This is a genomic window from Virgibacillus alimentarius (genome assembly GCF_000709085.1).
GTDB classification, from domain to species: domain Bacteria; phylum Bacillota; class Bacilli; order Bacillales; family Amphibacillaceae; genus Virgibacillus_B; species Virgibacillus_B alimentarius.
Genome location: NZ_JFBD01000066.1, coordinates 1 through 13,709, shown reverse-complemented (window position 1 = coordinate 13,709; position 13,709 = coordinate 1). Strand labels below are relative to the sequence as shown.

Annotated in this window: 14 protein-coding genes and 2 pseudogenes; 3 read left to right on the top strand and 13 right to left on the bottom strand. The window is 37.8% G+C overall.

Going from position 1 to position 13,709, the window contains the following annotated elements; all coding sequences use genetic code 11:
- Positions 1 to 111 precede the first annotated feature (111 nt).
- Complete coding sequence (locus GZ63_RS0110940) at positions 112 to 738, top strand: metal-dependent hydrolase (RefSeq protein ID WP_029269491.1); 627 nt, start codon at positions 112 to 114, stop codon at positions 736 to 738.
- Between the two features lie 63 nt (positions 739 to 801).
- Complete coding sequence (locus GZ63_RS17455; protein ID WP_084179226.1) at positions 802 to 978, top strand: YjzC family protein; 177 nt, start codon at positions 802 to 804, stop codon at positions 976 to 978.
- A 28-nt stretch (positions 979 to 1,006) separates the two neighbouring features.
- Here the strand turns inward: GZ63_RS17455 and GZ63_RS18420 are convergent.
- The 8 genes and pseudogenes from GZ63_RS18420 to cdaA form a co-directional block, all read right to left on the bottom strand.
- Positions 1,007 to 1,141: pseudogene (locus tag GZ63_RS18420) on the bottom strand (hypothetical protein); the annotation flags it as partial.
- Positions 1,142 to 1,226: 85 nt separating this feature from the next.
- Positions 1,227 to 1,619: a hypothetical protein gene (locus GZ63_RS0110930; protein WP_029269490.1), complete on the bottom strand. Its 393-nt coding sequence runs from the start codon at positions 1,617 to 1,619 to the stop codon at positions 1,227 to 1,229.
- 33 nt (positions 1,620 to 1,652) lie between these two features.
- Positions 1,653 to 3,044 carry a HAMP domain-containing sensor histidine kinase gene (locus GZ63_RS0110925; RefSeq protein ID WP_029269488.1) on the bottom strand — a complete coding sequence of 464 codons (1,392 nt, stop codon included), beginning with the start codon at positions 3,042 to 3,044 and terminating at the stop codon, positions 1,653 to 1,655.
- A 41-nt stretch (positions 3,045 to 3,085) separates the two neighbouring features.
- Positions 3,086 to 3,763 carry a response regulator transcription factor gene (locus GZ63_RS0110920; RefSeq protein WP_029269486.1) on the bottom strand — a complete coding sequence of 226 codons (678 nt, stop codon included), beginning with the start codon at positions 3,761 to 3,763 and terminating at the stop codon, positions 3,086 to 3,088.
- Between the two features lie 65 nt (positions 3,764 to 3,828).
- Positions 3,829 to 5,174, bottom strand: a pseudogene (gene glmM / locus GZ63_RS16690) (phosphoglucosamine mutase).
- Between the two features lie 101 nt (positions 5,175 to 5,275).
- Positions 5,276 to 5,725, bottom strand: a complete 450-nt coding sequence (locus GZ63_RS0110910; RefSeq protein WP_029269484.1) for a CdaR family protein — start codon at positions 5,723 to 5,725, stop codon at positions 5,276 to 5,278.
- Positions 5,697 to 6,719, bottom strand: coding sequence for a CdaR family protein (locus GZ63_RS0110905; protein ID WP_051681470.1), 1,023 nt, complete (start codon positions 6,717 to 6,719; stop codon positions 5,697 to 5,699). The genes GZ63_RS0110910 and GZ63_RS0110905 overlap by 29 nt, the downstream gene beginning before the upstream one ends.
- Positions 6,712 to 7,533 carry a diadenylate cyclase CdaA gene (cdaA, locus tag GZ63_RS0110900; protein WP_029269480.1) on the bottom strand — a complete coding sequence of 274 codons (822 nt, stop codon included), beginning with the start codon at positions 7,531 to 7,533 and terminating at the stop codon, positions 6,712 to 6,714. The genes GZ63_RS0110905 and cdaA overlap by 8 nt, the downstream gene beginning before the upstream one ends.
- 223 nt (positions 7,534 to 7,756) lie before the next feature.
- Here cdaA and GZ63_RS17450 point away from each other — a divergent pair, with 223 nt between their 5' ends.
- Positions 7,757 to 7,921, top strand: a complete 165-nt coding sequence (locus tag GZ63_RS17450) for an aspartyl-phosphate phosphatase Spo0E family protein (protein ID WP_084179223.1) — start codon at positions 7,757 to 7,759, stop codon at positions 7,919 to 7,921.
- Positions 7,922 to 7,975: 54 nt separating this feature from the next.
- Here the strand turns inward: GZ63_RS17450 and rocF are convergent, their stop codons facing one another.
- The 5 genes from rocF to GZ63_RS0110870 form a co-directional block, all read right to left on the bottom strand.
- The gene (rocF, locus tag GZ63_RS0110890) at positions 7,976 to 8,878 is read right to left on the bottom strand and encodes an arginase (RefSeq protein ID WP_029269478.1); all 903 of its coding nucleotides are present in this window, start codon (positions 8,876 to 8,878) and stop codon (positions 7,976 to 7,978) included.
- A 131-nt stretch (positions 8,879 to 9,009) separates the two neighbouring features.
- Positions 9,010 to 10,119 (bottom strand): phosphomevalonate kinase, encoded by a 1,110-nt coding sequence (locus GZ63_RS0110885; RefSeq protein ID WP_029269476.1) that lies wholly within the window; start codon positions 10,117 to 10,119, stop codon positions 9,010 to 9,012.
- Positions 10,120 to 10,132: 13 nt separating this feature from the next.
- The gene (mvaD, locus tag GZ63_RS0110880; RefSeq protein WP_029269474.1) at positions 10,133 to 11,107 is read right to left on the bottom strand and encodes a diphosphomevalonate decarboxylase; all 975 of its coding nucleotides are present in this window, start codon (positions 11,105 to 11,107) and stop codon (positions 10,133 to 10,135) included.
- Positions 11,108 to 11,148: 41 nt separating this feature from the next.
- Positions 11,149 to 12,117 (bottom strand): mevalonate kinase, encoded by a 969-nt coding sequence (gene mvk / locus GZ63_RS0110875; protein ID WP_029269472.1) that lies wholly within the window; start codon positions 12,115 to 12,117, stop codon positions 11,149 to 11,151.
- Complete coding sequence (locus tag GZ63_RS0110870) at positions 12,114 to 13,403, bottom strand: hydroxymethylglutaryl-CoA reductase, degradative (protein WP_029269470.1); 1,290 nt, start codon at positions 13,401 to 13,403, stop codon at positions 12,114 to 12,116. Before GZ63_RS0110870 ends, mvk begins: the two co-directional genes overlap by 4 nt.
- Between the last annotated feature and the right edge of the window lie 306 nt (positions 13,404 to 13,709).

Genomic DNA, 13,709 nt, shown 5'->3' with positions numbered 1-13,709 from the left:
GAAATTCCGGAAATTTTTGTGACCTAAATGAAACGACGTCTATCCTATCTAAACCGTTTTATTGTAAAATAATTATTGGGTTTGAAAATCTTATTTGAGGAGAAGTTCAAAATGACAGGTACTTCACACGCGGTGATTGGAACTGCGTCAGGATTTATTGTTGCTAATTATTTTTCAGCCACTCCTTCTGCAACACTTCTTTTCATGGGATTAGGACTAATTTCAGGATTGATCCCTGATCTTGATATTGATGGGAAACTTAGCGGTAGAATCACGATATCCCATAAAATCATTCGGTCGATTGCCCAGTTAATCGGAGTTTTGCTGATCACTTATAGTTTTTACGGGGGGTCGGATGAAGAAAGAACGATTGGCATTGGAATTGGACTGGGAATGATTATACTTTCTTCACTCATCAAGCAAAAACATATGCTGCTCATTACAGGTATTGGTGTTGTGACAGGAGGATATTTTTTAGACGAAATATGGTTATTCTTGCTAGGGATTTATATTTTTATATCTGCTTGGGTTCCTCATCGCAGTTATACCCACTCGATCATTGGTCTTATTTTCTTTGGAATAATTGCCTTCCATTTAGAAGCAGCTCTTGATATGAAAGGTATTTATTATACTTGTATCATTGGATATATTAGCCATTTAGTGGCAGATAGTAAACTTCTTCCCTTTAATAAACGAGGCATTCCGCTATTCCTTCCAGTTTCAACAAAAGAAATCTAAATATCCAATCGTGAATGAATCACTTCTTATATTGCCATAATAAAATAAAAAGGAGTGATCATTTTGGGAGAATACAGTCATTTTCGTTATGGCCAAAAAGCGCCTAATAACGGCATATACCGTGAGATAGGAGAAACAGGAAATAATGTAAACGATCCAAAAATAGTTAAACTTAAAGCAGGAGAAAAATTTCCGCAAAACACGAATCACGACCGCGTATGGACCTATGAAAAAGGCTAGTAAGAATGGGGGACAGTCCCTCATCACTTTAAAGTGGTGAGAGACTGTCCCCAAATAAATCAAGCTGTTTTGGTGCAAGTCCTTCGTATTTGACCTTCAGCATCGATTGCAGTTCTTTTGCGTTACTCGATGCGTTTCCGCCGGAATTATTGTTAAACAAAACAATAATCTGATTGCTCTTGGTCATAATCTATAAAAAGGGATTGGAATACCGGTTAATAAATGGAAAATAATCAAAAGCTAAGATATTATTTTTTTCCCTTAAAAAGTTTAACAATTGTATAGATAATAAATGCTGCAACGATATATACCAAAAAAAATACCAAATAACCCCATAGACCCATCACAGCATCAGCAAATTCCATATTGCCGCGGTTGGTGATTGCCTGCTGTAGCTCTATTGCAAACACCAAAACAACCATAACAGTAAATGTATAAATAAAGGATAGTATCGTTATACTCCACTGCATCTTTTCTATAATTTTAAAACAAAAGTAAACAATAAAATAGGTAATGATCCCTATAATTCCTATAACCCAAAAGTGGAGCTCCTTATCGGTCATATGTACACCAAACGTATCTACTAAAATATCATGAATATCATTCATTCTATTTGCCATCAGTTTAATAAGTTCTCTCATCATGTTTCCTCCATATTTATATTCAAATAGGACTTATTCGGATATTTGTGATTTTGGCAAATAAACATGAAAGGCTGAGCCTGTTCCAGGTTCACTATCCACCATAATCGATCCACCATGTAGACTGATAATTTTCTTTACGATCGCTAGCCCTAGGCCTGTACTATTCTTCGTACGTGTACGCGCCTTATCAACTTTATAAAAACGGTCAAAAATCTGGGTTATATCTTCCTCTGCAATCCCTATTCCGTTATCTTTAACAGTAACGTAAACGCCAGATTTTTCACAATTTGCCGTTACTATTACTTCTCCTCCCTTGTCCGTGTAGCGAATCGCATTTGTAATTAAATTCATCCAAACTTGCTGTAAGAGCCTCGGGTCCCCTACTGCCTCACATGGATTGAGGTTCATTTCAAAGGCAATACCTTTCTCTCGCCATTGCCACTCTGTGGAATACACAACTTCCTTCAACTGCGCCGCTAAATCAAATGCAATTTTTTCACTGCTCTCCATCTCACTATCTAAAAACGAAAGGGTTAGCAGCTGTTTACTTAAAGCGGATAATCGTTTACTCTCTTTTTCGATGATTGTTAAATAATGTATTCTTTCTTGCTCAGATAAATTTTCATTTCTTAATGTTTGTGCAAATCCTTGAATTGACGCAAGTGGAGATTGAATTTCATGAGAGACACCGGAAACAAACTCTTGTCTCTTTTCTTCTGTTTTTTCCAAACTATTGCTCATGATGGAGAAATTATTAGCAAGTCGGCCAATCTCATCACGGCGATGAACATTCAATTTTAAATGATAATTCCCAGCTGCTATTTTTTTTGTTGCTTCTGTAAGTTTCTTTATCGGATTAACAATAAAACGTGTACTTATTAATACTAATAAAAAGCTGAATAATAAAGCAAATAATAATAACACTGCTAGAAAGACACGCATTTCTCCAAACTGCTGGGATGTATTTGGACGTACAAATAACGCCTGTCGTTCATTATCCAGAGTAACCGGTACACCCACTGTATTTTTTAGTTCATTATCAAAAAAGCCAGTAACAAAAGGTTTCCATGGAAATTGTGCAATACCATGATATACGTTTCCTTCTAAAACATGATCGATGTACTTCGCTTTTAGATTATTTTTCCGAAAAGGTTTACCATAAAACTGCTCATTGCCATTTTGGTCAATAACATAAAACTGATAACCTAAATTTGTCATCGAAGCAAAAAAAGTTGAAATGTCCCGATTATCATTCTTTTCCAATACATACACAATATTTTGAGCTATTTTAGTAATTTTACGATCATTCTCCGGTTTTAGGTAATGCTGATAATAGATATTGGTCACTGCAAAGGCAATAATCGAACTTGCTATCATGATGGCCATTGTTGTAACAATAATTCTGACATAAAGTGTTCGCATGATACTGACCTCCGAACTTAATCTGATAGGTGAGGTGGTACCTATTCCTTAACTTCCTCCAACTTGTACCCCAATCCGCGTACCGTCTGGATAGAGAATTTGCTCTGCTCGGGAGAAAATCGCTCTCTGAGACGTTTAATATGTACGTCAACCGTTCGGTCATTACCAATAAAGTCATTCCCCCAAACGAAGTCAATTAACTGTTCACGAGAGAAAATACGATCTGGATAACTAGCTAATTGTGCCAGAAGTTCAAATTCTTTCAAAGGTAAAATAATTGTTTTGTCACCAATAGCGACTTCATAATTCTTGCGATTAATCGTTATTTCACCCACATGGATTTTCTCTTCATTAATCATCTGAAAACGACGAAGTAGTGCCTTGATCCGGAATAAAACTTCCTTTGGTTCAAATGGCTTCACAAGGTAATCGTCCGTACCTGCTAAAAAGGCTTTTTCCTTATCTATAATTTCTCCTTTCGCTGTAAGCATAAGAACGGGAATATCATAATATGCACGAATTTCTTTACACAATTGATATCCGTCTATATTAGGCATCATAATGTCCACAATTGCTAAATGGATTTGGTTTTCTTCGAGACGTTTCAGAGCATCTTGACCGTCCACTGCTTCAATTGGTTGATAGTGTTCCTTTTGCAAGTAAAAGCGTAATAATTCACGTATATGCGGATCATCATCCACAACTAATATATTTATCATCATTATGCCTCCCTCAAATAGGATAGAAAAAGCTGCTTTCCCTTTTAGAGATTGCAGCTTTACAATTAATTATTCATTCCCAGTAATTCTTCAATGACCGTTACAACTCGATTCGCATATTTTTCACAGGCTTCCTCTGTCGGGGCTTCTACCATTACTCGAACAAGTGGTTCGGTACCCGATGTCGAACAAGGACACGTCCCTCTTCTCCCATTTCTGTTTCAACTTCCTGAATTGTCTCTAGAATGGTTGGATTAATTAATGCTTTTTGCTTATCGATGACTCTTACGTTTTTTAATACTTGTGGGAAAATAGTCATTTCATTAGCAAGCTCTGATAGGGGCTTTCCTGTTTCCTTCAACACATTCAACAGCTGAATCGCTGATAACATTCCATCCCCTGTAGTATTATAATCAAGGAAAATAATATGTCCTGATTGTTCTCCGCCTAAATTATAGCCGCCTCGCCGCATTTCCTCCATCACATAACGATCACCAACATCCGTTTTATCACTACGCATTCCATTCTCTTCAAGTGCTTTATAAAAGCCTAGGTTACTCATAACAGTTGATACAACGGTATTATGACGCAAAAAACCTTTTTCATTCATATATTTTGCACAAATAAACATGATCTTGTCACCATCGACAATGCTGCCGTTCTCATCTACAGCAATTAATCGATCACCATCTCCATCAAAGGCAAGCCCGATATCAGCCTTTTTTTCTTTAACAAACTCCTGAAGCTTTTCCGGATGTGTGGATCCTACTCCATCATTGATATTTAGTCCGTTTGGAGAGGAACCAATGGAATAAATATCCGCCTCCAAATCTGCGAACAGATGGGTTGCTAAACTAGATGTTGCACCATGTGCACAGTCTATAGCAATTTGCATACCTTCAAAATCATTATCAATCGTTTCTTTTAGAAAAGAAAGATATTTTTGCCCGCTTTCAAAATAATCGTTTACGACCCCTATATCTGCTCCTATAGGACGCGGTAAGTTATCCTCGCCCTCCATTAAACGCTCGATTTCTTCTTCTTGGTCACTGGTTAATTTAAAACCATCGGGGCCGAAAAATTTAATCCCATTATCTTCGACAGGATTATGAGAAGCTGATATCATGATTCCAGCCTCTGCGCTATTTGCCTTCGTAAGATAAGCAACTCCTGGTGTTGACACAACACCTAAACGCATTACCTCCGCGCCGATTGATAATAGACCTGCAATGAGGGCACCCTCGAGCATATAGCCTGAAATTCGTGTATCACGGCCTATAAGGATTTTTGGGCTCTTAATTTCTTTTGTTAAAACATATCCGCCAAATCTCCCGAGTCTAAATGCCAATTCTGGTGTTAATTCACCATTGGCAACCCCTCTTACACCGTCTGTTCCAAAATATATTCCCATGTTGTACCTCTCCTTTACCCCCTTAAAAGATGCAGGGAGAACAATATCATTAATTTAAATGCCGTTTTTACATACTTACATGTATATTTACTGGTGTTATTCTATTCATTTGCTAAAGAATTGACTTCGATCGTGACATCTTTTAAACTACTGCTTGCATGAATATCACTTGACCCTTCAATGGTTATCGGAATTTCATGCTCTCCTTCTTCTAAACCATCCACATCTATAAAAGCACTGAAATCTTCTTCTTTTAATTCTTTTATTTCCTTTTCATCGCCTTCTACAGTGATATCCACCACTGCATTGCTTGGATCAACGAAAACTATTTCTTGTTCATCATCTTGGTTTAGAATTTCAATAGGTATATTCTCTAAAGTTTTATCTGAAGATTTAAGTTCATCCGTTTTTTCTTCTTCATCTGATGAGCCCGATGACTCTGTTGATTCATTTGATTCTTTCAGGTTTTTTGATTCAATTTCTGATTCAGACTTTGATTTAGACTTTGATTCAGACTCTTGTTTATCTGTTTTTTTTTTTCGTATCTTCATCGTCTTTAGTGCTTGCTGAATCAGCTTCTTCCTCTTTCGTTTCTTCAATGTTAACCTTAACCTTTATCTTATCATCATCTATTCTTGCACCTTCTGGAACTTTTAGATTTGTATTAATCGTCTCTGATTTATTTATTTCTGATAAGTCAATATCCTCCGTAGATATATTATCAATTTCAGCTAACACATCATTTGTTCCGTATATCGTTACTTCCTCTTTATTAGGTGATAGAGAAACAAGCTCATAATCATCTGGCAGCTTTCCCTTTGTTGGAACATCAATAGATACAGTCTTACTTGGATTATGCACATCCACAGAAACAAGGATATTTTCTGGCTCTACATGCACATTTAGTGTATTTCCCTGGCTATCATACACATTGATAGGAATCTCTCGCTTATTAATGGGTTCTGTTACATCTGCAACATCGATATACACTTTAACCATCGCTATTTGATCAATTACACTTTTTGAACTTGTTATGGTTACTTGGCCAGGATCTACTTCTGGTTCGCCAAGCTCATATCCTTCTGGGAGTTGTTCTTTATTCATAAACTCCGCAAAAACACTAAATTCTTTCGTCTCTCGCTCTTCAATCGTTACATCAACTGTTTTGGGCTCAATATAAGCAGAGAGACCTTTAGGTATATTTTCATGCTCAATTTCTACCGTATGTTTACCCTCACCTAGGCCCTCAAGGTCTACAAAAACATTAAAGTTTCGCTGCCTGACAGTTGGTGTCAATATACTGTTTATCCCTTCCAAAGAAACGGATACATGTTCAGGAACTCCACTTACAACATAGCGTTCATCGTCGATACGTATATCTACTGGAACATCTTCTACGGTTTCCGTTTCGTCATTTGAACTGGGAGTAAATCTTGAATCAGACTGTGTGGTATTCGCTTCTACATTAACAAAAACATAAAGCATAATCGCAAATGCCAAAGAGAGCACACGTACAAACCATTTACTTTTAAACCACTTATCCATTCTTCTTCCCCCTCCAATTCCTTGTTTTTGTTTCAGGGGTTTTTAAGTTTAAAGTTAAATTTTCTTGCAAAAATGCTCGTAAATCGCTTTGATTAAAATCTCTATGCATTTCACCATTTCTTGTACATGTTATATTTCCTGTCTCTTCTGAAACAACAATTGTAATTGCGTCAGTAACTTCACTAACTCCCATTGCAGCTCTATGTCGCGTACCCAATTCTTTCGATATAAAGGGGTTTTCTGATAATGGCAGGTAACAAGCAGCTGCGACTATTTCTTCGCCGCTTAGAATAACAGCTCCATCATGCAACGGTGTATTCGGTGTAAATATATTCGTTAATAACTGATGGGTTAGCTTTCCGTTTATCGGAATACCTGTTTCTGCATATTCTCCCATCCCAGTTTCCCTTTCGATTGTAATGAGTGCACCAATACGACGTTTTGCCATATAATTGCACGATTCAATAAGTGAATCGATTGTTTTTGCCAAAATTTCTTCCTCTGATTTTGTACTTCTTGAGAAAAGGCTTCCCCTTCCTAATTGTTCTAATGCTCGTCTTAATTCAGGCTGGAATAGTATAATGATGACGAGAAAACCCCATAAAATTGCTTGATATGTAATCCATTGTATTGTTTGTAAGTCAAACACAATACTAAACATTCTTACAGCCAGTACAATGATAATCCCTTTCAGGAGCTGTATCGCTTTCGTACCACGAATCCACATTAATAATTTATATAAAACATACCAGACGAGAGCTATATCTACGCCTATTCTTACTACATCTAAAAGATCAAATCCCCCATCAAGCATGTTCCCACACCCTTTTACACGTGAATTTCTATAAAAATCTATTTAAAGACGTCTAACAGTATATATTATACCACATTTCATGTTAGTCCATAAATATTTTCATTTCTTTGATTTGTTAGTGTAACCCCCCTGGCATTGAAATCACAAAATTTGTAACAAAGTTTAACTTGCATTTAGCTGTGGGATTTTATATTATAGATTATTGGAATGGAGGTTTATATGAATGAGAAAAAATTCTGGATTATTAAAGGAAATTGAACATTGTCGGGAAGAAATGATATCACTTAGCAATATTCATCCTCTAACTTCTGACATCGTTGTGAAGATCAGCATGAGGTTGGATGATTTAATAAATGAATATCAAAATGAAATATGCATAAATAAATAAAAAAGACATTAAATTTCACATTAGATAAAGAAACTTAATGTCTTTTTTACTTTTCTATTTTAATTTTTCGCCGAATAAAGATCCTATTAACCCGACAGCTACTGATGCCGTTTTATTTTTATCATCCAGAATTGGATTAACTTCAACAAATTCCGCTGATGTTAAAAGATTTGATTCAGCAAGCATCTCCATTGCTAAATGGCTTTCACGATAGGTAAGTCCGCCAATAACTGGCGTTCCTACACCTGGGGCTTCTGACGGATCCAAACCATCTAAATCAAGGCTAAGATGCAATCCATCTGTACGCGCTTCCAAATAATCAATTGTCTCCGCCATTACTTTTGGCAGCCCCATTAAATCAATTTCATGCATCGTATATACTTTTATTCCCAGGTCACGAATATAATCCTTCTCACCCGGGTCCAGACAGCGCGCACCAATTATTACGACATTCTCTGGCTTAATCTTAGGTGAGTACCCTAAAATATGTGTCAATCTTTCGATACCAACACCTAGATTAGCAGCTAATGGCATTCCATGAATGTTGCCCGATGGTGACGTCTTATCAGAATTCAAATCACCATGTGCATCATACCAAATAACTCCTAAATTTTCATAGTGTTTAGAAATCCCAGCCAGACTTCCGATCGCTATACTATGATCGCCACCTAAAATTAAAGGAAAGCGCTGTTTCTTTATTTCTTCATCAACCATTTTTCCCAGTTCTTCATTTGCTTCTGCCACCTGTGGTAAATTTCGCAGCTTATTTTTTTGTTCCCTTTGTTTCCTGTCGGGGCGCGAAATCGAGATGTCACCTAAATCATCAATATCGTATTTTAATTGCTCGAGTCTTTCAATAACACCTGCATATCTAATTGCGCTTGGTCCCATATCAACACCTCGCCGACATTGGCCTAAATCCATTGGGACACCGATAATTGAAATATTTTCATTCATGACAGTCCCTCCCTCTGCTTTTCATTTTATCCAAAAACAGATCAATGACTCAACCAAGCACAAAAATGCATAATTATACAAACTTCTAGATTTAAAAGCAGGATCACCCCATGAGTCATCCTGCTTTATTATCAGTGATAAGATGATGAAATTGTCGAAGCTCCAGTACCGTATAGTTCAATATCCAGCGGTTTAATCCCCGCCGCTTCCCATGCACGGAACAGATCTTTTGCTTTTTCCTTTGACGGCATAAATGCAATACCACAATCACCGCCACCAGCTCCTGATGGTTTACCAGCACCACCGAACTGTTCAGCTAAATCACATAGTTTACCTAATAATGGAGTTTCTATATCGACGTTAGCATTATTTCCTACAGTAGATAAAGCCTGTCTGTTTTTCTTTACTCCACTTAATAGAAGATCTATATCGTTTTGTTGCATCCCTTGATAAAAATGAGTAACAGCTTTCGCACTATCATCAAGAAACTGCCCAAATTGAGATGTATTATTTTGTTTAAGCTTTAAAACTTTATCAACTAGCTTAGCAGTAGAGGCTGGATTACCTGTCCACCCTATACAAATATGTACATTTTCAGGTAGACTAACTGGATGAACGGATAGATAAGACCAATTTTCTTCTAGTAATTCCATTAAAGAGTTAGCATTCCTATACATCTCCTTTAACCACTCAGCTTGAAAGGAGGCGTACTTTAGCATTCCACCATAGGATGAGGCCGCAACATCAGCACCAGATCCATTACCTTGCGTTTTTACATGCGAAATAGCCGCAAGCTTGAAAATGAGAGATGCGGATGGGTTTGGTAAATATTTTTTCAATATCGCAGCAATGATCGAAGTGACTACAGCAGCACTTGAACCTAAGCCATATTTCACTCCAGATATGTCATCAAGTTCACTTTTTACTTTTAACGAGAAACCTCCCGTAGTAATACTATTTTCTTCTAAAAAATTTAAAGCAATAGTCATCGCATCTTTCGCAAAACGGATACGATCATCGTTTGCATGAACGTTAATATTACTATTTTCATAGTCCCAAGTAATATGATTAAGATTAAAATTCTCTAAGGTTAAGAAGTTTTCATGGCTTTCCTCAATTGTGGCATATACAAAGCGGTTAACCGCCATGACGACTAACTTATGGTGAGGCTCAAGTACAGCAAACTCACCAGCGATCATTAGTTTACCAGGAACCTTTATGGTCAATGATGTCTTGGACAAAGCGTTTCAACCCCTATTTATAGGATATTCCCTGACCCGCACGACTTAGAATAACATCTGTTACACCAGGTACATGCATTAGTGCTGTTTTAATTTTTTCTTCATTTTCCGGTAAATAAAGCACTTTTACATTTGGTCCGGCATCAATCGTAAAATAAGCCGAAATGCCACCTTCTCGCAAGCTTTGCACAGCCTGCATGACAGTCATTGTTGTATCGGCCCAATACGTAAATGGCGGATTTGCCCCAAGCGTTGTTGCATGCATTCTTAGACAGTTTGCTTCTGCTATCTGACCTACCTTTTCAAAATCACGTTCCTGAATCCCTTGCTTTATCTGTTCTAAATCATTAGGAATACTATCAACCCAGCTCTGAAAAAATGCAGAGGTATCTACCGTTCTTCTCATACCTTCCCGGCTTGAAACCTTCTTCATATCAGCCGACAAAACAACCGCAGCAACCCGAATATCCCAATGTTCAACGGGAGCTACTGGGACAGCATATGAGTCAGATCCATCTGTTTTTACGCCTTGCTGCCACTCAGCAAATCCGCCATAAATCGAACGGCAAGCTGAGCCAGAACCTTGTCTTGTTATCCGTGAAAGTTCATAATCGCTTAGTTGCAATCCCATTGCCCGGGTTGCAGCTCCTGCAAGAGCAGCAAAACCAGAAGCAGAAGAGGCAAAACCTGCAGCCGTTGGCACATCATTAATCGAATGAACATCAGCGTATAGCGTTTTATCACTTAAATTCCTAATTAAATCCAGAAAGCTTCGAACACGATCGTACTCTACCCCTGTAATACGCTTATCATCTAAAGTAAATATATCCTCTGATAAATCTTCCCGAAATTCAACAGAAGTAGTTGTACTAAAACCATCCAATGTTAGAGATAAGCTATTATTCGTTGGCAATATGAATGACTCATCCCGTTTTCCCCAATATTTGATTAAGGCAATATTCGTATGTGCTTTAGCTGTCGCCTTCATGATAGATATATCTCCTTTTCTTCTCCCTGAATCAAAGGTATTTATGATTGATCCTTTTTCCGTAAAACAAATGGCCACACAGCATGTGCACCAAATCGTCTTAACTTTTCAGAAAGCTGTCTTGAATGCACTTCATTTTTTGCTAGTGCAATAATACAACCACCATTTCCTCCGCCAGTAAGTTTTGCACCTAAAGCTCCTTCTTGACGGGCAAAGTAGATCAATTTGTTTAATCCCGCATCACTTACACCGAGCGCCTCTAATTCTTTTTGTGCCTCGTCTAACATCTTGCCCAATATTTGTTTACCAGCCTTTTCCAAAGCATGCTTTGCCTGGTGTGTTAATTCCCCGATGCGATCCAGTTTGGACTGAATGATTTTAGGAGCAGCTTTAAGCAGCTCTGTTACGGATTCAACTGCTAAACGTGTATCTCCTACTCTTCCGGAGTCAGCTACAATAAAGTGAAAATCGTCGCTAAGATTGATAAATTCGATGGAGCGATCTTTCTCATACCACACTGGTGATTGTGACATGATAGTTAATGAATCAATGCCACTTGGTGCTCCATGTGCATAGGTCTCAGAAATATTTGCGAAATAGAGTAACTCTTCTTCTGTATAGGATACGTTAGCATAAGCAAACAAGGATCTAACCACCGCGACTGCAACGGATGCACTGGAACCAAGGCCCTTACCAGGGGGTATCGATGATTGTATTTGAACTAATAAATCCTCACAGGGCATATTAAGATACTTTAAGGTGCTTTTAATACAATTGACAATGCCTTCTAGTGATTCTGGGGCTGAATCAATTGGACCATGATAAAACGAACTGTCAATTTTTACAGAACCAGGGACATATTCAACAACGGATTCCACACCAACTAATGGAAAAGGAATTGCAATTGCAGGCTGCCCATGGACAACTGCATGTTCGCCAATTAATATTAATTTACTATGAGCTATGCCGATAGCTATTTGTTCTGAAGTTGTTGCCTTTTCTGCACTCATTTTATATACTCTTCCACCAATTCTTTTGCTTTTCCGACACGAATTTCTTTTACATCGACTAATTTCTCAGCAATAATATCGATCATCTCCCCAGTAGCCCCTGCTGCAATTGCAACAGAACGAGAATGTAGTGCCATATGCCCTTTTTGGATCCCATCAGTTACTAATGCTTTTAATGCCCCAAGATTTTGTGCCAATCCAACCGATACAATAATTTGAGCAAGTTCTTGCGCCGATTCCACGCCTAAAATTTTATGCGCTAATTTCGAAATTGGGTGGACGTTTATCGAACCGCCAACAGTACCAACGGACATAGGCAATTCTAATTCGCCGACCAAATTCCCCTCATGATCCACATACCATGTTGTCATGGAACCGTATGAACCATGACGGACTGCATATGCATGTGCGCCAGCTTCAACTGCGCGCCAGTCGTTCCCTGTAGCAATAACAACTGGATCTATTCCATTCATTATACCTTTATTATGCGTCACTGCTCGATATGGATCAGAGGCAGCAAACTCATATGCATGTACAACTCCATCGCGAACTTCTTCACCAGTATAGTTTTCATCTGCTAATAATTCAGGAGGAATCACACAACGTGCACGGGCTAAACAACGGTCAGCATAATTGGAAAGAATACGTAAATAAACTTTCCCATCTGTTAGCTGTTCCACAATTGGAGCTAATGATTCTACCATTGTGTTTATTATATTCGCACCCATTGCGTCGCATGTATTCACATATAAATGTAAGACAAGCATTTGGCTAAAGGCGGATCCGGATTCTTCATTTAGAATACGAACTTCTAAATCTTCTGCTCCGCCACCTCTTGCAACCATACTTGGGTAGGCAGCATTTGCATCTTCAATCAAAGCTTGTTTTTCTTTCAAGATAGCGTCCTTTGCAGCATAAATATCAGGACACCCTACAACTTGAATCTGGCCAATCATCAATCTATCTGTAGCCTCTGTCGTAAAGCCCCCAGCTTCCCTAACAATTTTTGCAATATAACTTGCAGAGGCAACAACAGAAGGTTCTTCAATAGCCATTGGGATCGCATATTCCTTCCCATTAATTAAAAAATTCAACCCTAATCCGAGAGGAAGGGGAAAGGAACCCACAACATTTTCTATCATTTTATCCGCAGTACCGACTGGCAGCGGTTCCGCAGAAAATAAATCATTCTTTTCTTCCCCAGAAAGACCATACATTTTTGCCACTAATGCTCTGCGCTCTTCAACTGTCATATTATAAAAACCTGGAATTCTAGAAGTTCTCACGCTACCTCATCCTTTTGAAGTCCATAATTATTTACATCTAAAATATCTATATAAAGCCTTCACTTTTATTTTTCTCAAATAGTAATTATAACATGTTTTATAATTTTTGTATCTATTATGTTAAAAAAGAGTACAAAATGCAAATAAACAAGGTTGACTACAATCATAGCGACCTTGTTTGTTCATGTACTTTATTTTATGTATGATGTATAACCTTAACATTTTTATCATTTTAAGTGGTGAGCCATGGAGGATTCGAACCTCCGACCTTCCGGAATTCCGGAATTGGTTAACCAAGGCCTTAAC

Bases quoted from the DNA above. Each gene is read 5' to 3' on its own strand.
- GZ63_RS0110940 (WP_029269491.1), top strand. From the start codon at position 112: ATGACAGGTACTTCACACGCGGTGATTGGAACTGCGTCAGGATTTATT.
- GZ63_RS0110930 (WP_029269490.1), bottom strand. From the start codon at position 1,619: ATGAGAGAACTTATTAAACTGATGGCAAATAGAATGAATGATATTCAT.
- GZ63_RS0110925 (WP_029269488.1), bottom strand. From the start codon at position 3,044: ATGCGAACACTTTATGTCAGAATTATTGTTACAACAATGGCCATCATG.
- GZ63_RS0110920 (WP_029269486.1), bottom strand. From the start codon at position 3,763: ATGATAAATATATTAGTTGTGGATGATGATCCGCATATACGTGAATTA.
- GZ63_RS0110910 (WP_029269484.1), bottom strand. From the start codon at position 5,725: ATGAAGATACGAAAAAAAAAAACAGATAAACAAGAGTCTGAATCAAAG.
- GZ63_RS0110905 (WP_051681470.1), bottom strand. From the start codon at position 6,719: ATGGATAAGTGGTTTAAAAGTAAATGGTTTGTACGTGTGCTCTCTTTG.
- cdaA (WP_029269480.1), bottom strand. From the start codon at position 7,533: ATGCTTGATGGGGGATTTGATCTTTTAGATGTAGTAAGAATAGGCGTA.
- GZ63_RS17450 (WP_084179223.1), top strand. From the start codon at position 7,757: ATGAGAAAAAATTCTGGATTATTAAAGGAAATTGAACATTGTCGGGAA.
- rocF (WP_029269478.1), bottom strand. From the start codon at position 8,878: ATGAATGAAAATATTTCAATTATCGGTGTCCCAATGGATTTAGGCCAA.
- mvaD (WP_029269474.1), bottom strand. From the start codon at position 11,107: ATGAAGGCGACAGCTAAAGCACATACGAATATTGCCTTAATCAAATAT.
- mvk (WP_029269472.1), bottom strand. From the start codon at position 12,117: ATGAGTGCAGAAAAGGCAACAACTTCAGAACAAATAGCTATCGGCATA.